Source organism: Micromonospora sp. FIMYZ51 (assembly GCF_038246755.1).
Taxonomy (GTDB): domain Bacteria; phylum Actinomycetota; class Actinomycetes; order Mycobacteriales; family Micromonosporaceae; genus Micromonospora.
Window position 1 is genome coordinate 3,614,935 of record NZ_CP134706.1, and the last position, 18,907, is coordinate 3,633,841.

Sequence of the window (18,907 nt, forward strand, 5' to 3'; positions counted from 1 at the left end):
CCGGTCGTGCGGAGCCGGTGACCGGCTGGACCGGCACCGGGACAGGGCGGGCTACCGGGGCGCGTTGGCGGCGCGGGTCAGGGCGGTGGCGAGGTCGGCGACCTGGCCGGCCAGTTGGGCCACCCGTTGGCGGGCCTCGTCGCGGTCCGTTTCGGTCGCGTGCAGTCGTACGGTCAGCTCGCCGTGGCGACGCTCGGCGGCGGCCAGCTCCGCGCGTACCGCGTCGAGGTCGGCGCGCACGGCGGCCAGTTCGGCGGCGGCCTGCCGCGCCGCCGCCTGGGCCCGGTCACGCTCGGCGGCGGCCTGTGCCCGGACCCGCGCGATCTCGGCCTCGACCGCCACCACCTGCGATCCGGCCTGGTCGGCGGTGGTACGGGCGTCGGTCAGCTCCGCCCGGGCCTGGTCGGCGGCGGTACGCGACCGGTCGACCTCCGCGCGCAGCTGGTCGGCCTGGGCGCGCAGCTGGTCGGCCTGGGCGGCGGCGTCGGCGGCGGTACGGGCGGCGTCGGCGCGGGCCGCGTCACGTTCGGCGGTCAGCTCGGCGCACCGGCGACGTTCGGTCTCCAGGTCGGCCTGCACCGCCGCCGAGCGGGTGCGGGCCTGGTCCCGATCGGCCTCGGCCTGTGCCCGCAGTGCCTGCGCGGCGGCGGCGGCGCGCCGCGCCTCGTCCCGGGCCGTCTCGGCCTGCCGGGCACGCTCGTCGGCGGCCTGGGCCGCGGCGACCGCCGCGGTGGTGTCGGCGCGAGCGGTGTCGCGTTCGGTGCGTGCGGCGTCGGCTTCCTGCCGGGCCCGGACGGTGGCGGCGGTGGCGTCCTCGGCCTCCCGGCGGGCCTCGTCGCGTTCCGTCTGCGCGGCGGCGACCGCGGTGGCCGTCTCCGCCCGGACCTGGGCGAGTTGACGCTCCACACCGGCCGGGGACAACTCGGCGTGCAGCGCCTCGGTAAGCGTCGCCACCACCTGGTCGAGCCGGTCCACCGCCTCCCAGGTGCGGGCCACCTGTCCGGGCAGGCCGGGGGCGTTGCGGTGGCGCATCCGGCTGTTACGCGAGGCCCGCTGGCAGGCGCCGTCGTTGTCCCGGCAGTAGCGGAACGGGCGGCCGGCACCGGCCCGCTGCGGCACGTCACGTCCGCAGTGGGCGCAGGGGCGGGTCTCGGCGGCGGGCTGGACGTCCATCGAACGGGCAGTCTAGTGGGGGGTGCCGACCCGTCCGCGGGCCCGTCGCCGCCGGTCTAGTCGGCGACCGAGACCACCTCGATCGGCTCACCGGCGGCCAGCGTCACGGTCGTCTCGCGGTAGGGGTCGGCGACCCGCAGCCGCTGCCGCACCGGCGAGCGCAGCCGGGCCCGGACCCGACCCGGCCGCCAGGTCAGCTCCTCGACGGTGACCCGGCCGGGGCAGCGCACGCCGCGTAGCGTCCCGCGTTCCAGTCCGGGCAGCGGCGCCGGCAACAGTCGTAGCCGGCCCGGCCGCCCCCGCACCAGCGATTCGATCACCACGGCCGGCAGGGTGTGCGCGGCGTCGGCGTTGTAGGTGACCCGCCCCGGGTTGTGCGCGCTCATCAGAGACCGGAAGAACATGTCCCGGCCCACGATCTTGAGTAGGTTGGTGGCCACCAGGTTCCCGTCGCGCAGCCGGGCGGCGGCCAGCGCCCGGTGCAGGCTGCCGTGGGCCGACAGGTTCTCGTCGCCACGCCGACGCAGCGCCCGGTGCGCGGCGGCGGCCAGTTCCGGGGTGTCGTCGGGGTCGATCTCGTCCAGCGGCCACACCGGATACAGGTGGCTGACGTGCCGGTGCTCCTCGTCGCCGCGGTAGCCGGGCCAGGCCCATTCCGCCAACGCCCCGTCGGAGTCGACGCGGTACGCCGGCAACCGGGCCAGCAGGTCGGTGAAGCGTTCGTCGCCGGTGAGCGTGGCGGCGACGGCAAGCGCGTGCCGGGCGGCGGCGATGTCCATGGTGGCGTTCACCGCGGCGGGCACCGGTTCGCCCGCCGCGTCCAGCGGCCCGGTCTCCGCCGAGTACGACGGCACGAACAGCACCGAGCCGTCGGGTGCGGTGACGGTGAGGAAGTCGACGAAGAACTCGGCCACCTCCACCAGCCAGCCGGCCACCTCACCGAGCGGCTCCCCGGTGACCAGATGATGCTCGTAGAGCGGGAACAGCAGCCAGTGCGCGCCCGGCAGCCATGCCGTGAACGGCCAGTCGGGATGGACGTGGAACAGGTGACCGTGCTCGCCGTCGGTGCGGCTGGGCGCCAGCAGTCCCCGTGCGCCGAAGACGGCGCGGGCGTTGGCCCGCCAGTGTTCGACCTGGTCGCGCAGCAGCCCGGCATGGGCGGCGGTGACCTCCGGCAGGGCGGCGATGTTCGCCGCGGCCAGTTGCAGGTTCAGGTTGGCGTCGGTGGTGAAGTCCCCGGCCCAGGCCGCGTCCCAGGAGCCGAGCCACAGCCCGGTCAGTCGGGGCGGCAGCACCCCACTGGCGCTGAACAGCAGATACCGTCCGGCGTGGAACAACCGTTCCAGCAGCGCCGGGTCCAGGCGGTGCGGGTTCGCGGCCTGCCGGGCCAGCAGGTCAGCCACCGGCAGCGCCCGCTGCGCCGCCGGCACCTCCAGATCCAGCACCACCCGCCGGTACGCCGGGGCGTGCCGCGCCACATGCCGGTCCAGCAGCGCCTGGTAGTCGGCGTCGCGGTGACCGGCCAGCCGGCGGGCCAGCGCCTGCGTACGCCAGGTCGCCTCGGGCCGGTCGAGCACGGTCAACAGCAGCGCCGGGCCGTGCACCCGCACCCGGTCACCGTCGAGTTCCACGTCGCCGCGCAGCAGGGTCAACCCCTCGACGCCGTACGCGCCGCCGACCTGCGGATAGCGGCCCCGCACCCGCAGGAACACCAACCCGTCGCGCCGGTACGCGGACACCGCGTAGCGCACCTCGTCGGGACAGCCGGGCAGCTCACCGGTGGCGCCGACCACACAGGCCCCCAGGTCCAACCGGGTGACCACCAGCCGGTCGGCGCGGGAGACGAACGAGCGGCGTTGCCCACCGGCCCAGCGGACCACCACCTCGCCGGTGTCGAAGTCGGTGTGCCGGCGGTAGTCGCGTACCGGTGTCGGTTCGGGCACGTCGACGGTGAGTGCGAAGCCGGGATGGAACGACTGCGTCCAGCGCAGTGGTGTGTCGCCGGCCAGCAGCCGGCCGGCTTCGGCGCGGCGGCCGGCGAGGATGAGTTGCCGGATCCGGGGCAGCAGCGCGGCCAGTTGCGGCGCTCGGGCGTGGCGGGTGCCGTTGGGCAGCACGAACCGGTGGTGGTTGACGACGATGCGTTCGGCGTGTGGCCGGCCGTACACCATGATCCCGTACTCGCCGTTGCCGGCGAGGAAGGCGTCCTCCCAGCTCGACGCGGGCTCGGTGTCCCAGATCCGGTGGGTCGGCCCGGTCACGGCGCCGCCGGGTTCAATGCCGCGACGGTGCCCGGCGCGACGGGTGCCACGGCCGTGCTGTCGCGGACCGTCAACCGGGGCGGCAGCAGGGTGCTCTCCGGTACCGGTTCGTCGCGCAGCTTGCGCATCAGCAGCGACACGGCGTGCCGGCCGATCTCCTCGGCCGGCACCGGCACGGAGGTGAGCCGGGGGCTGGCGTGCTCGGCGAACTGATCCGGGCAGACCGCCACCACCGACACGTCCTGCGGCACCCGCCGGCCCAGCGCCGCCAGCGTCGCCTGCACCGGCCCGACGGCCGCCTCGTTCTGCACGACCAGCCCCGAGATGCCGGGGTGCCGGGCGAACAGGTCGACCACCTGCTGGTGCACCTCGGCGGCGTTCTCCGCGCACGGCAGCGCCACCGCGTCGACGCCGTGCCGGGCGGCGGCCTCCAGCACCCCGGCGCGGGTGCGGTGCGCGAAGCCGGTGCCCCGGTCGTAGACGGCGGCGGGGGCACCGAGCAGCGCCACCCGCCGGTGGCCGAGCCGCGCCAGGTGCTCCACGCAGACCTGCCCGGCGCGGTGGAAGTCCAGGTCCACACAGGTCAGGCCGCAGGTCTCGGCGGGCAGGCCGATCAGTACGCTGGGTCGGCCCAACTCGTGCAGCAACGGCACCCGCGCGTCGTGCAGTTCCACGTCCATCAGCAGCACCCCGTCGACCAGGGCGCCGGCGGCGATGCGGCGCAGCCCCGCCGGCCCCTCGTCGGAGGTGAGCAGCAGCACGTCGTGGTCGTGGCGGCGGGCGGAGGTCACCACCGCCGTGGCGAACTGCATCACCACCGGCACCTGGATGCCCGAGCGCAGCGGCAGCACCAGGGCGATCACGTTGGATCGGCGGCTGGCCAGGGCCCGGGCGCCGGCGTTGGGGTGGTAGCCGAGCAACCGGATGCTTGCCATCACCCGGTTGCGGGTCACCTCGGAGATGGCCCGTTTGCCGCTGAGCACGTACGACACGGTGCTCACCGCGACACCGGCGTGCCGGGCCACGTCGGCGATGGTGGGCTGGCCCGACGGTACCCGCCCGCGCCCGCTCACCGGGCCCCGCTCGCGGTGTGCAGCCGAGGCCGCGGCTCGACCGGTTCGCCGCGTACCGCCACGGCACCGACCTGCCGGATGTCGGTCGCGGAGCGCCCGACCAGCACGGTGTGGGTGGCGTCCTCCACCACCGGGCCGCCCCGCTCGGCGTCCCACCAGGCCAGTTCGGCGGTACGCAGCCGCAGCGTGACGGTCTGCCGCTCGCCGGGGGCGAGGGTGACCCGGGCGAAGTCGCGCAGCTGACGCAGCGGCTGCTTGACCCGGGAACGGCGCTGCCGGGTGTAGAGCTGCACCACCTCCTCGCCGGCCCGCTCGCCGGTGTTTGTGACGTCCACGCTCACCTCGACCTGCTCGCCGACGCTCGCCATCGGCGTACTGAGCCGCAGCCGGGAGTACTCGAACCGGGTGTAGGACAGGCCGTGCCCGAACGGGAACAACGGATCGCCCCGGTAGTACAGGTAGGTGGCGTCCGCGCCGATCACGTCGTAGTCGAGCAGGTCGGGCAGGTCGGCCACGTCGGCGTACCAGGTCTGGGTCAGCCGGCCCCCCGGTTCGGCGTCGCCGAGCAGCACTTCGGCCAGCGCGGTGCCGTGTTCCTGCCCGCCGTGCGCCGACCAGAGCACCGCCGGCAGGTGGTCCCGCGCCCACCCGATCGCGTACGGGTAGCTGCTGGTCAGCACCAGGACGGTGCGCGGGTTGGCGGCGTGCACGGCACGCAGCATCGCCTCCTGCCGGGCGGGCAGGGCCAGGTCGACCCGGTCCTCGGTCTCGCGGCCACCCACCATCGGGTGGTTGCCGAGCGCCACCACCGCCACGTCGGCGGCGGCGGCCAGCGCGGCGGCCTCGGCGGCGCCGTCGGTGACCAGTTCGATGCCGAAGGCGGTGGCGGACTGCGGCCCGTCGGCGTCGACCCGCAGCCGGCCGTCGGCATCGACGGTGACGTACCGGTCGGTGGCCAGGTGCCGCAGCAGCACGGTGCCGCCGGGCAGCGGATCGAACTGGAAGGTTTCCCGGACCACCCAGCCGCCGGGTCCGGGTCGATCGTTGACCAGGGTGCCGTCGTCGTGGGCGCCGACGTGTCGGCCGTTGCCGACGGCGCGCAGCGCCACCGTGTCGCGGCCCCAGTCAAACACGTCGAACCAGGCGGGTTCGCCGCCGACGGTCAGTGGGCCGCCGTCGGCGTCGTGGGGGCAGCCGACGTACGCCTCGGCCACGCGCAGCGCGATACGGTCGGTGCCGGGATGGGTGCTCACCTGCGGCAGCCGCTCGGCCAGTGCCTGGTGGGTGGTGACCGCGTACGGCAGGGTGCCGCTGTACCAGTCCTCGTACACCACGTCGGCAAGCGGGCCGAGCACGGCCACCCGGGGCGCGGGCGGGAGGGGGAGCAGCCCGTCGTTGTGCAGCAGGACGACGGACTGGCGGGCGGCTTCGCGGGCCAGTTCCCGGTGCGCCGGGCAGTCGACCACCTGCGGTGCGGTCGCCGCGTACGGGTCGGTGTGCGGTGGGTCGAGGTCGCCCAGGCGCAGCCGGATGGTGAGGATGCGGCGCACCGCGCGGTCCACGTCGGCGACGGTGATCAGGCCGCGGTGCAGCGCCTCGGTCAGCCGCTGCGCGGTGGGGCCGCGGTCGGTGTCGTCCTCGGTGAAGCTGTCGATGCCGGCGCGCAGGGCGGCGGCGAAGCCGCTGACGTGGTCGGGCAGGTGGCCCTGCACGCCGGCGATGTTGCCGACCGCGCCCGCGTCGCCGACGACCAGCACCTCGCCGGGTGCCCAGCGGCGCAGCTCGGCGTTGATCAGTGGGCTCAGGTGTGCCGGTACGCCGTCGACCAGGTTGTAGGAGGCCATCGCGGCGACCGCGGCGCCGGCCGCGATGGGGGCCTGGAATGCCGGCAGTTCGTATTCGTGCAGCACCCGGGGCGGCAGGTCGCTGGAGGTGGTGGCCCGGTCGGTTTCGTTGTTGTAGCCCAGGAAGTGTTTGACGGTGGGTGCGGTACGCAGCCGCTCGGGGTGGTCGCCGCGCAGCCCGTGGGCGTACGCGGTGGCCAGCCGGCCGGTCAGCCGGGGGTCCTCGGACCAGCCCTCCTCGTTGCGTCCCCAGCGTGGATCGCGTAGCGGGTTGACCACGGGTGCCCACACGTTGAGCCCGACCCGGTCGGGGTCGGCGTGGTGCTTGGCGCGTACCTCGTCGCCGACGGCGGCACCGACGGCGCGCACCAGGTCCGGGTTCCAGCTGCTGGCCAGGCCGATCACCTGGGGGAAGACGGTGGCCGGACCGAGCCAGGCGACGCCGTGCAGCGCCTCGGTGCCGGTCCGGAAGCCGGGCAGGTCCAGCCGGGGCACCGCCGCCTGCCACTGGTGCAGCAGGCCGATCTTCTCGGGGAGGGTGAGCTGGGCCAACAGGTCCTCGACCCGGGGGTGGGGTGTGGTGCGGTCGGTCATGGTGAGTCGCCTTCCGGTGCCCGGCGCGCCGAAGGTCGAAGCGCTTCGACGACGGATGGCCGAGCGGCATCGCAGGTCATGGAGGGATGGCGGTCGTCGGCCCGGACGCTGGCGAAGCGCTTCGACAAACCGCGGAAAGCAAGCCGCCCCGGGTGCCCGAACGGGGCGGCTCAAGTCGAGGTTGGCACCCCGCGACCGGTCAGGTCAAGACTCGGCGCGCAGCGTCGGCCGGTGACGGACTCGGCGTACGGCGACGGTCAGCGGGTGGGCAGCCGGCCGGCCTCGACGGTGGCCAGCGCGGCGGTCGCGCCGCCGAGTGCTGCCGGGGTGCTCAGGGTGGAGGCGTCCAGCCGGCACCCACCGGCGCCGGGGGCGTGGCTGCGTGCGGCCAACTCGGAGCGGGCCGCCGGCAGCAGCCACGGCGCCAGGGCGGCGAGGTGGTCGCCGAGCACCACCACCTCCGGGTTGAGCAGATCGGCCAGGACCGCGACTCCGCGTCCGACGTGCCGGCCGAGCTCGGCCAGTCCACTGAGCACGGTCGGGTCGTCCTGCCGGGCCAGTGCCACGATCCGGGCCAGCTCCGGCAGGTAGTCGGTGATCGGGCCGTCGTCGGCGGCGTCGGGCAGCAGCCGGCACACCACGGCGGGCAGCCCGACCAGCGCGGTGAGGCAGCCGCGGCTGCCGCAGAAGCAGTTCGGGCCGTTCGGGTCGAGGCTCAGGTGGCCGATCTCACCGGCGAAGCCGCGTCCGCCGCGCAGCAGCCGGCCGGCGGCGATGATGCCCGCGCCGACGGTGACCCCGCCGGTCAGGTGCACCAGGTCGGTGGTGCCGGCGTACGCGCCGTGCCGCTGCTCGGCCAGCGCGGCGAGGTTGGCGACGGTCTCGACGCCGACGGTGAACGGCGGCTGGTGCAGGGCGGCGCGCAGCTCGGCCGCGACCGGCACGTCGCGCCAGCCCAGGGCGGTGGCCAGCGGCACCGTGCCGGCCGGGTCGACCAGCCCCGGCACGCCCACGGTAAGCCCCAGCACGGTGCGGCCCTGGGCGCTGACCCGGCCGATCGCGCGGCGGCTCAACGCCGCCAGCGCGCGTAGCGTCTCGGCGGGGGAGACCGTGCCGGCGGCGAAGGCGCGCCGCCAGGTGAGCAGCCGGTTGCCGCCCAGGTCGATCGCCACGGCCACCAGTTCGTCGGCGCCGATCTGCAACCCCATGGCGGCGTACGGTTCGCCGTCGAGCACCAGCATCGTCGCCGGCCGTCCGACCCGGTTCTCGGTCAGCCCGGTCTCGCGGACCAGCCGCTGGTCGATCAACTCGCCGACCAGGCTGGAGACGGTGGCCTTGTTGAGCCCGGTACGCGCGGCGATGTCCGCCCGGGAACAGGGGGCGTGCAGGCGTACGTGCCGCAGGACCACCGCGCGGTTGGCGACCCGCACGTCGCCGAGGTCGGTCGGCTGCGGTTCGTTGTGGATGCTGATCACGATCTGCCCGCTCCCTGCGCCGCCGTCACGGCGCGCGTTTCATCATCGCGTACCACGGCGACGGGACCGATCATGGTGCCCGACCGCCGGCACGCCCGGTCCTGTGGGGCGGTTGATTCGGCTGGATCCCCAACTAATCGTAACCGGACCCTGTCGCCGCGCAAACCCGCCGCCGCAGGCGGGTGCCCGCCGTCCGAGGCCGCCCGCGGCGACCCGGTCCCGTGCGGCGCCCGACACCGTCCAGGTCGGGCGCCGCACGGGGCGCCTCAGCCCTCCTCGGGGAAGAGTCCCGCAAAGGGCGCGGCGGTCACCACCTCGCCGTTGAGCAGTGACCGGGCCGGTCGGTCAGCCGCACCGACCCCAGCGAGGGCCAACTGCCCCACCCGCAGTGGCCCTCGCGTCCGAATTCGCAGTTCCGCACCGTCGCGGACCGCCTCGATGACCGTGTCGCCGTCGACGTCGTGCACCACCGTGCTCGCGTCGACCGCACCCCAGCTGATCAGGGTGACGTCGGCGAACGGCCCCTCACCCACGGTGAGCTCCGGCGCCACCAGGGGCAGCAGGGTGCCCCGCCGCACGTACACCGGCGCCCGCGACAGCGGCACGTCGACCCGCAGGTACTGCCCGCCGGCGTACCGGTCGCCGGTGGCCGCGTCGATCCAGTCGTCGCCGACGGGCAGGTAGACCTCGCGCCGGCCGGACGGGTCGAGCACCGGTGCGACCAGCAGGTCCGGGCCGAGTCGGTACTGGAGGTCGACCGTCCAGGCCACCGGGTCGTGCGGGGTGTCGACAAGCAGCGCACGCATCATCGGCAGCCCGGTGCGGGCCGACGCCACCGCCGCCGACCACAGGTAGGGCAGCAGGCGGTAGCGCAGCCGCAACGCGGCCACCGCGTGCCGGGCCGCCTCGGGCGGGAAGTCCCACGGCATCCGGCTGCTCGTGCCGTGCAGCCGGATCAGTGGCGACAGCGCCCCGAACTGCGCCCAGCGCACGTACAGGTCGGGGTCGGGAACGCCGTGGAACCCGCCGGTGTCGTGGCTCCAGAACGGCACCCCGGACAGGCCGTGCGACAGGCCGCCGCGCAGCGTGCTGGCCAGCGCCGGCCAGGTCGCGTTCACGTCCCCGCTCCACTGCGCGCTGTGCCGCTGCCCACCCAGGTACGACGCGCGGGCCCAGACCGTGCGGTGCCCGGCCACCTCCTCGGTGACCTGGGCGACCACGTCGTTGAACAGCAGGGCGTAGACGTTGTGCAGTTCGACGCCGGTCATCCCGTTGTGGGCCACCGCGTCGGCCGGCACCCCCTCGGCGAAGTCGGTCTTGAACACCGCCACGCCCTGCTCCAGCAGGGAGCGCAGCAGTTCGCTGAACCAGCGCACCGCATCCGGGTTGGTGAAGTCCACGATGGCCGAGGCCGGGTAGCTGCCGTGCCAGACGTCGGCGACGTACGTGCTGCCGTCGCGGCGGCGCAGGAAGTAGCCGGCCTGGTCGGCCTCGGCGTAGCGGGGGCTGGCGGTCATCACGTACGGGTTCATCCAGAGGCAGACCCGGAAACCCTGGTCGGCGAGGGTACGCAGCATCCCGGCCGGGTCGGGGAAGCGGCGATCGTTCCAGCGCAGGTCCGACCAGCAGCCGGCCACCTGCCAGTAGCAGTCCAGGTGCAGCACGTCGCAGGGAATGTCGCTGTCCCGGATGCGTCGGGCCCGTTTGAGCACCCGCTGCTGGCTGTCCGGCAGGAAGCCGGAGGAGATCCACGCGCCGAACGCCCACCGGGGCGGCAGGTACGGCCGGCCGGTGAGCTGGTTGAACCGCTCCAGCACCTGCGCCGGGGTCGGCCCGGCCAGCACGTAGTAGTCGAGCAGGTCGTCGGGGACCAGGATCTGCACCGCGCTGTGGGTGGACTGGCAGACGTCGAACTGCACCGGCAGCCCGCTGTCGACAAGCACCCCGTAGCCCCGGTTGGACAGGTAGAACGGCACGTTCTTGTGGGCGCGGTCGGACTCGCCGCCGAAGGCGTCGAAGTTCCACATCAGCGCGCGTTGGCCGCGCTTGTCCAACGGGGTGAACTTCTCCCCGAAGCCGACGAAGCGCTCGTCGCCCGGGGCGAGGAAACTCTCGTGCCAGGCGGCCCGGACCCCGTCGACCGTGGAGTGGCCGAACGGCAGGGTACGCAGCCGGCCGCTGATGTCGACCGTGCCGTGGTCCTGCTCGACGAGCACCGTACCGTCGGCGCGCAGGAACCGGATCCGCCACGGGTCGAGGGTGATCTCGGCGACCACCGCACCGGCGGCCACCCGTACCTGCCGCTCGTCGATGGTGACAGTGGCCGGGTGGGGCCGGGGGTGCACCAGGGCCACGGCGCGCGTCGAGCGGCTGCGGGCCTGCGGGTCCTCGGCCAGTCGTACCCGGATCACGCCGTCGCCGGCCGCGTCGATGCGGACCACCGCGGTCGCCCCGTCGGCCAGTGCGGCCTTGAACGTCGCGCCGTGTGCGTCGGTGCCGGTGACCTCGGCCCGGCCCACCACGGCCGGGCCACCCTCGCCGGGACCGCGCACGGGCAGGTCGGGCGGGTCGGCGACGAAGGTTTCGTAGGGCACCAACGGCGGCCGGTACGGCATCGGCGTCTCCTCGGAGAGGTTTCGGCGGTGCCGACAGTTTCTTTAACTACCCAACGAACTGTCAACGACGGACATCGATTCCGAAACTATCGGTGCCATTGACATGGGGAAAGCCCGTACCTAGTTTGGACAGTCCTTCAACTAAAGAAACGGGTGATGGGTGGCATGTGGACCGAGGGCCCGCTCTGCTACGGCGGCGACTACAACCCGGAGCAGTGGCCGGCCCGGGTGTGGGCCGAGGACGTCGCGCTGATGCGCCGGGCCCGGGTCAACCTGGTCACCGTCGGGGTGTTCGCCTGGTCCCGCCTGGAACCGCAACCCGGCCGGTACCACTTCGACTGGCTCGACCAGGTGCTCGATCTGCTGCACGACGGCGGCATCCGGGTCGCGCTGGCCACCCCCACGGCGTCCCCGCCGCCCTGGTTCACCCTGGCGCACCCGGAGGCGCTGCCGGTCACCGCCGACGGGGTCCGGCTGCACCACGGCAGCCGGGACACCTACTGCGCCGTCGCACCCGCCTACCGGCAAGCCGCCCGACGCATCGCCGGCGCCCTCGCCGACCGGTACGCCCACCACCCGGCGCTGGCCGGCTGGCACGTACACAACGAATACGGCACCAGCTGCCACTGCGAGCACACCGCGAGCGCCTTCCGCCGCTGGCTGGCCGACCGCCACGGCGACCTGGCCACGCTCAACGACGCCTGGGTGACCAGCTTCTGGAGCCAGCACTACACCGACTGGGCGCAGCTCAGCACGCCCCGGGCCACCCAGTACCTGGCCAATCCCGGCCAGCTGCTGGACTTCCGCCGCTTCTGGTCGGACACCCTGCTCGGCGCGTACGCCGAACAGCGCGACCTGCTGCGTGCGGCGAATCCACGACTGCCGGTCACCACCAACTACGTGCTCGGCGACTGGGTGCCGGTCGACCACGCCCGCTGGGCCGCCGAGGTGGACCTGGTCGCCGTGGACCACTACCCGTCGGCGGTGGACATCGGCGCGGAGGAACAGACCGCACTCGTCGGCGACCTGGCCCGTGGCTGGGCCCGGCACGCCAGACCCAGCCCGGCGGCCGACGGTACCCCGGCGTGGCTGCTGATGGAGAGCGCCCCGAACCAGATCCACACCGCCGGGCGGATGCACACCAAGGAGCCGGGCCGGATGCTGCGGCACAGTCTCGCCCACGTCGCGCGGGGCTCGCACGGCGCGATGTTCTTCCAGTGGCGGGCCCCGGCCGGTGGTGCCGAACGCTTCCACTCCGCGCTGGTGACCCACGCCGGCCCGGACAGCCGGGTGTTCCGCGAGGCCGTCGAACTCGGCACGGCGCTGCAACGACTGGCCGAGGTACGCGGACCGGTCGAGGCGTCCGTGGCGCTTGTCGTCGACGCCGCCAGCGGCTGGGCGCTGCGCCACCCCGGCCTGCCGTCCGAGCTGCTGGACCATCACGGGGAGGCAGCCGCCGCCCACCGGGGGCTGTGGCACGCCGGCTACGGCTGCGACGTGGTCGTCCCCGGCGACCCCCTGCCCGGGTACCGGCTGCTCGTGCTGCCCGCGCTCTACCTGATCGACGACGCCACCGCCGAATGGGTACGCGAGCACGTCCACGGCGGCGGGCACCTGCTGGCCACCTACCTCAGCGGGGTCGCCGACGAGCACGCCCGGGTGCGCCTGGGCGGCTATCCGGGCGCGCTGCGCGACGTCCTCGGCGTGTGGGCGGAGGAGTTCCACCCGCTTGCCGACGGCGAGCAGGTCACCCTCTCCGACGGCGGCACCGGACGGATCTGGGCCGAGACGCTGCGTCCGGCCGGGGCCGAGGTGTTCACCGCGTACGCCGACGGCGTGCTCGACGGCCGCCCGGCCGTCACCCGGCACCGCTACGGCGCTGGCCTCGCGTGGTACCTGTCGACCCGACCCGACGACGACACGTACCGCCGGTTGCTGGCCCGCGCCGCGCGGGCCGCCGGTGTCCGGCCCGTCTGCCCGCAGGCGCCCGACGGGGTGGAGGCGGTGCGCCGTCGCGCCGGGCGGCACAGCTGGCTGTTCCTGTTCAACCACACCGACCGGCAGCACCGCATCGCCGCGCAAGGCGTGGAGTTGCTCACCGACACCACCGTCGAGGAGGCGGTGACCCTACCGGCCGGCGGCGTCGCGGTGCTGCGCGAGCACCCCCGCTGACCGTGGCCGGCCGGCGAACCCTCCGTCAGCCGGTGGCGACGGCGGCGCGGGACCGGTCGGCGGCGATCCGCACCGCCAGCGCGGCCAGCACCGTGCCCATCAGCACCCGCTGCACCCGCAGCCACAGCGGTCGCCGGCTCAGGAAACCGGCGATCCCACCGGCGGTCAGCACGATCAACGCGTTCACCGTCAACGCCACCGCGATCTGGGTCAGCCCCAGCAGCAGGCTCTGCACCGCCACGTTGCCCCGCGCCGGGTCGATGAACTGCGGCAGCAGCGACACGTACAGGATCGCGATCTTCGGGTTGAGCAGGTTGGTGACCAGGCCCATGGTGAACAGCCGCCGGGTCGGGTCCGGCGGCAGCGGCGCCGGGGTGAACGGCGAGTGTCCGCCCGGGCGGATCGCCTGCCACGCCAGCAGGAGCAGGTACGCCGCCCCGGCCAGTTTCACCGCCGTGTACAGCGCCGGCACCAGCACGAACACGGTGGCGATGCCGGCCACCGCAGCGCCCAGGTAGACCGCGAAGCCCGCTGCGACCCCGAGCAACGAGATCAATCCGGCCCGCCGCCCCTGGGTCACCGACCGCGACACCAGGTAGACCATGTTCGGCCCCGGCGTCAGCACCAGCCCCAGCGCGACCAGCGCGATCCCGACGATCCCCGCCGTACTCACCATCTTTTTGCCCCCGTCCCGTGCGTCTTCGCCGAGCCTACGCCGGTGGGGAATGCCCGCAGTGCCGGTGACGCTCTGCTCCGGGTAGGCGTCGGTGCCGTTACGGTGGGCCTGGGAGGTGGCGAGGTGGACAGCTGGGAAGCGTCGGTCGAGGCGCAGATCCGCTCGGCTCAGGAACGCGGCGAGTTCGACAACCTGCCCGGCGCCGGCAAGCCGATTCCCGGCCGAGGGCTGCCCTATGACGAGTCCTGGTGGATCAAGAGCTTCCTGGAGCGCGAGCAGGTGCCGACGGACCTGCTGCTGCCCACCCCGCTGCTGTTGCGTCGGCGCATCGAGGGCCTGTCGGACGAGGTCCGTGACCTGCCGACCGAGCAGGCCGTGCGGGCCTGTGTGACCGAGCTGAACACCCAGGTCATGGCGTGGCTGCGCAATCCGTCCGGACCCCGGGTCGCGGTACGCCCGGTCAACGTCGACGCCGTCGTGGCCCGGTGGCGGGCCGACCGGCGCCACACCACCGCCGCGCCGCCGGCACCCGCCGCGCCGCCATCGGCGTCCCGGTGGAGGTGGCTTCCCTTCCGTCGCCGTCGCGCCGACTGAGCGTTCTGCTCCCGGCGGGGGCCGCTGCACCCGCTCGGGCGTTGTGGTCCCGGCTGGGCGCAACTAGGCTCCATCGGGTGACTGCCGGGTCGGCCATTGGCCACGAGCGGACGGAACACCCGGCCCGCCGGTGAGCCGAGCGCGGGCCCGGGGCCCGCCGCTTTCTGCACTCTTCTGCTGGTGTTTTCCTGCGCGCTGTTCTTCTCCAGCGTGCTGCTTCGCCGTGGCCACCGGCGCCCTTCTTCGTGGCCGACTCCTGCCATCGCAGAAAGCAGCGCATGCCGAACGACTTCAACAAACAGATCATCGACGAATTCCGGGCCAACGCCGGCCGGGTCGGCGGCCCGTTCGAGGGCGCCCGCCTGATTCTGCTCACCACCACCGGGGCGCGTACCGGCACCAGGCACACCACCCCGCTCGGGTACCTGCCCGACGGCGGCCAGCGGATCCTGGTGATCGCCTCCGCCGCCGGCGCGGACCGGCACCCGCAGTGGTACCGCAACCTGGTCGCCGACCCGCAGGTCACCGTCGAGGATGGGACCTTCACCTACCCGGCCCGCGCCGAGGTGCTCACCGGCGCCGAGCGCGACCGGATCTTCGCCCGCGCGGTGGAGGCCGACCCCGGCTGGGCCGACTACCAGGCGAAGACATCCCGGGTCATCCCGGTGGTGGCCCTCTACGAGCAGGCCGGCGGCCCACCCGAGGCGTCCTCGTGGGGCGCGGCACTGAAAATGATCCACGACGCCTTCCGCCGGGAGCTGGCCCTGATCCGGGCCGAAGTGGACCGCGCCGGCACCGGCCTCGGCACCCAGCTTCGGGTGAACTGCCTGACGGTGTGCGGCGGCCTGGAGGCGCATCACCGCAACGAGGACGCGGGCATGTTCGCCGGCATCGGCGCGCAGCGCCCGGACCTGGCGCCGGTGCTGGACCGACTGCGGGGGGAGCATCGGCGGGTCGCCGAACTGGTGGCGCAGCTCCAGCAGACGGTCAACGCCGAAAACGCCGACCGGGACCAGGTCAGTGCCCAGGTCGCCCGGCTCGTCGCCGACCTGGAGGCGCACCTGGCGTACGAGGAGGAGCAGCTGATCCCGGTCCTCGACGGCGTCGGCTGACGGCAACTGCCGGCGGTCGGGCGCTGTTGTGTCGCCCGTCCGCCGGCCCCCCGTTTGATTTCCTGAATTGAGCCGGCCCGCTGGTAAGCGCGTTTTCGCCGACCCACGATCAGGTGCCCGCGTCCCCGCAATGAAATCAGCTTCTGCGGCGAGCCATTCGAAAATCTTGCGGAAACCTTGAATTCGCAGTTCAGGCCCGGGTAACGGGCGCCAGGATGCGGCCGATTCCGATTGCGCCCGCCCGCCGATCCGTACCGTGCGGACCGTTAGCGGACAACCCTTGGGTGTTCCTTGTGGAAAGCTTGAGTCCGCTGGTGGCTGGCGGGGTGGACAGCGAGGACCGATGGTGGTGCAGTTCAGGCTGCTGGGTAATGTCGAGGCAGAGGCCGACGGCAATGCCATCGATCTCGGCCATGTTCGCCAGCGCTGTGTGCTGGCGGTGCTGCTGGTCGAGGCGAACAAGGCCGTCCATGTCGATCGGCTACTCGACCGGGTGTGGCTGGACCGGCCACCGCAGCGGGCCCACGGCACGCTCTACAGCTACCTGTCCCGGCTGCGGCGGGCGCTCAGCGTCGCCGACGATGTCGGCATCGCCCGACAGCAGGGCGGTTACCTGCTGAACGTCGACGCCATGGCGGTGGACCTGCACCGGTTCCAGGCGCTTGTCGCCCGGGCCCGGCTCACCGCCGACGACGACCAGGCGCTGCGGCAGTTCGACGAGGCGCTCGGCCTGTGGCGCGGGGAGCCGTTCACGGGCCTGGACACCCCCTGGTTCAACACCATGCGGACCGCCCTGCATCAGGCGCGTCTGGCTGCCGAGCGGGACCGGACCGATATCGCGCTGCGTCGCGGGCAGCATTCCACGCTGCTTGCCGAACTGTCCCGCGCGGTGGCCGAACAGCCGTTGGACGAGCGGCTCGCCGGCCAGCTCATGCTGGCGCTGTCCCGTTCGGGCCGCCAAGCCGAGGCCCTTGAGCAATATCAGCGGATCCGGCACCAGCTGGCCGACGTGTTGGGCGTCGACCCGGGCCGTGACCTACAGGAGCTGTACCTGCGGATCCTGCACGGCGATCCCGGCTTCGCCGCCTCGGCGGTAGCGGCCAGCGGACCCGGCAGCGCCCGTACGCCCCGACTGCTGCCGCCGCCACCGGCGAACTTCACCGGCCGCGCCCGCGAGTTGGCGGCTCTCACCGAGGCTGTCGACCGGCAGGTCGACACGGGCGGCGGCACCATCTCGGCGGTCGGCGGGATGGGTGGGATCGGCAAGACCTGGTTGGCGTTGCGGTGGGCGCACGACAACCTGGACCGGTTCCCCGACGGGCAGCTCTACGTCAACCTGCGCGGCTTCGAGCCCGCCGCGGCGGCGTTGCCACCCGCGGTGGCGCTACGCGGCTTCCTCGACGCCCTCGGGGTGCCGCCCGGATCCGTACCGACGGACCTGGACGCGCAGGCCGGCATGTACCGCAGCCTGCTGGCCGGGCGGCGGATGCTGATCGTGCTCGACAATGCGCGCGACGCCGAGCAGGTGCGGCCACTGTTGCCTGGCGTCCCCGGCTGCGCCGTGGTGGTGACCAGCCGCCAGCAACTCTCCGGCCTGGTGGCGGCCGAGGGCGCCCGCCCGGTCACACTCGACCTGCTCACCGCCGCCGAGGCCCGCGAGTTGCTGGCGAGCCGGCTCAACGACCACCGGATCGAAGCCGAGCCGACGCCGGTGCAGGGGATCGTCGAACGCTGTTCCGGGCTGCCGCTGGCCCTGGCGATCGTGGCCGCCCGCGCGGCCGCCCAACCCGGATTCCCGCTCGCCGCGCTGGACCGCGAACTGGGCGACCTACAGGGCAGCCTCGACGGCTTCGCCGGCAGCGGCGACCCCGCCACCGACCTGCGCTCGGTGTTCTCCTGGTCCTACCGGGCACTCGGCGAGCCGGCGGCGCGGCTGTTCCGCCTGCTCGGGCTCCATCCCGGGCCGGACATCTCGGTGCCGGCCGCCGCCAGCCTCGCCGCCCTGCCGCAACGGCAGGTGCGTCCCGTCCTCGGCGAGTTGAGCCGGGTGCAGTTGCTTGTGGAGCGGATCCCGGGCAGATACACCTGCCACGACCTGTTGCGGGCGTACGCGGCGGAGTTGGTCGAGTCGGAACCTGCGGATGCGCACCGCGCCGCGGTGCACCGGATGCTGGACCACTACCTGCACAGCGCCTGTGCGGCCGACGCCCGGCTGTCGCCGCTGCGGGACCGGCTCGTGCTGCCGCCGGCCGAGGCGGGGGTACGGCCGGAGGCACCGGCGGACAACGCGCAGGCGTTGGCCTGGTTCACCGAGGAAACGGCCGTACTGCTGCGGGTGGTCGAGCTGGCCGCCCGGCACGGCTTCGACCGGCACGTCCGCCAGTTGGCGTGGGCGTCGACCACCTTCCTCAGCCGGCGCGGCTACTGGGCGGACCTGATCGCCGTCCAGGGGCGCGCGTTGACCGCCGCCGAGCGCGACGGTGACCGGGCGGCGCAGGCGCAGGCACATCGGGACATCGTCCCCGCCTACTCCGAAACCGGGCGGTTCGAGGTGGCCCGCGCTCACCTGGAACGTGCCCTGGCGCTGCTGGACGAACTCGCCGACCGGGTCGGCCAGGCGCATACCCTGCTGACGCTGGGCTGGCTGAGTGAGAAGGAGGGCGACCAGGCGGTCGCGCTGCACCACGACCAGCAGGCGCTGCGGCTCTTCCGCGACAACGGGCACCAGGCGGGGGAGGCTCGGGCACTCAACGCGCTGGGCTGGGACCACGCCATGCTCGGCGCGCATCACGAGGCGGTCCGCTACTGCCAGCAGGCCGTCGCTCTGCAACGCCGGCTCGGTGACCTGACCGGCGAGGCGAACAGTTGGGACACGCTCGGCTACGCCCACCACCATCTCGGCCACTACGAGTGGGCGGCCCGCTGTTATGGCCGGTCGTTGAAACTCAACCGCGAACTCGGCCACCGCTACAACGAGGCCGAGGCGTTACAGCATCTCGGCGACACCCGTCAGGCCCTCGGCGACCACCCGGCCGCCACCCGCTGCTGGCGGCGTGCCCTGCAAATTCTCACGGAGATAGCGCACCCGGAGGCCGAACAGCTCCGGAAGAAGCTCGCCGCCACCCAGGCGACGGTCGTCCGCCCGCGCGCCGTCTCGAACGGCACTGTCGACGGGAGGACTCGGGGCCGGATCACGGCTGTCCGCTGGAGCGCGAGTCGAAGCGGTCCGGCGGCTGCTGACCGGACAGCTCCCGGCGCTACCAGTGAATGAGCGAGACCGGCAACGGGGCCGGTCCCGCTCGGTTGCGGTTCCGGCAG

11 protein-coding genes are annotated in these 18,907 nt (G+C 73.7%); 4 read left to right on the top strand and 7 right to left on the bottom strand.

Translation table 11 applies throughout. The annotated features are described in order from the left end of the window. Positions 1-51: 51 nt before the first annotated feature. From QQG74_RS16430 to QQG74_RS16455, 6 genes are all read right to left on the bottom strand, one after another. On the bottom strand, positions 52-1,173 hold the full coding sequence (locus tag QQG74_RS16430; RefSeq protein ID WP_341715644.1) for a hypothetical protein: 1,122 nt from the start codon (positions 1,171-1,173) through the stop codon (positions 52-54). A 56-nt stretch (positions 1,174-1,229) separates the two neighbouring features. Beyond that, positions 1,230-3,434 (bottom strand): glycoside hydrolase N-terminal domain-containing protein, encoded by a 2,205-nt coding sequence (locus QQG74_RS16435; protein WP_341715645.1) that lies wholly within the window; start codon positions 3,432-3,434, stop codon positions 1,230-1,232. Continuing rightward, entirely contained in the window at positions 3,431-4,507 is a 1,077-nt protein-coding gene (locus QQG74_RS16440; protein WP_341715647.1) for a LacI family DNA-binding transcriptional regulator, read from the bottom strand. The genes QQG74_RS16435 and QQG74_RS16440 overlap by 4 nt, the downstream gene beginning before the upstream one ends. Continuing rightward, the gene (locus QQG74_RS16445) at positions 4,504-6,945 is read right to left on the bottom strand and encodes a glycoside hydrolase family 3 C-terminal domain-containing protein (RefSeq protein ID WP_341715648.1); all 2,442 of its coding nucleotides are present in this window, start codon (positions 6,943-6,945) and stop codon (positions 4,504-4,506) included. The genes QQG74_RS16440 and QQG74_RS16445 overlap by 4 nt, the downstream gene beginning before the upstream one ends. Positions 6,946-7,202: 257 nt before the next feature. Further along, entirely contained in the window at positions 7,203-8,420 is a 1,218-nt protein-coding gene (locus QQG74_RS16450; protein WP_341715649.1) for an ROK family transcriptional regulator, read from the bottom strand. Positions 8,421-8,686: 266 nt separating this feature from the next. Beyond that, on the bottom strand, positions 8,687-11,035 hold the full coding sequence (locus QQG74_RS16455; RefSeq protein ID WP_341715650.1) for a TIM-barrel domain-containing protein: 2,349 nt from the start codon (positions 11,033-11,035) through the stop codon (positions 8,687-8,689). 156 nt (positions 11,036-11,191) lie between these two features. Between QQG74_RS16455 and QQG74_RS16460 the strand changes: the two genes are divergently transcribed. Next, complete coding sequence (locus QQG74_RS16460) at positions 11,192-13,207, top strand: beta-galactosidase (RefSeq protein WP_341715651.1); 2,016 nt, start codon at positions 11,192-11,194, stop codon at positions 13,205-13,207. Between the two features lie 25 nt (positions 13,208-13,232). Here the strand turns inward: QQG74_RS16460 and QQG74_RS16465 are convergent, their stop codons facing one another. Next, positions 13,233-13,883 (bottom strand): LysE family translocator, encoded by a 651-nt coding sequence (locus QQG74_RS16465; protein ID WP_341715652.1) that lies wholly within the window; start codon positions 13,881-13,883, stop codon positions 13,233-13,235. A gap of 123 nt (positions 13,884-14,006) precedes the next feature. Between QQG74_RS16465 and QQG74_RS16470 the strand changes: the two genes are divergently transcribed. From QQG74_RS16470 to QQG74_RS16480, 3 genes are all read left to right on the top strand, one after another. Continuing rightward, positions 14,007-14,477 (top strand): DUF1992 domain-containing protein, encoded by a 471-nt coding sequence (locus QQG74_RS16470; RefSeq protein ID WP_341715653.1) that lies wholly within the window; start codon positions 14,007-14,009, stop codon positions 14,475-14,477. A gap of 278 nt (positions 14,478-14,755) precedes the next feature. Beyond that, a complete protein-coding gene (locus tag QQG74_RS16475) occupies positions 14,756-15,589 on the top strand; it encodes a nitroreductase/quinone reductase family protein (RefSeq protein ID WP_341715654.1) in 834 nt (277 codons plus the stop codon). Positions 15,590-15,932: 343 nt separating this feature from the next. Beyond that, positions 15,933-18,860, top strand: coding sequence for a BTAD domain-containing putative transcriptional regulator (locus QQG74_RS16480; RefSeq protein WP_341715655.1), 2,928 nt, complete (start codon positions 15,933-15,935; stop codon positions 18,858-18,860). The last annotated feature ends 47 nt before the right edge of the window (positions 18,861-18,907 follow it).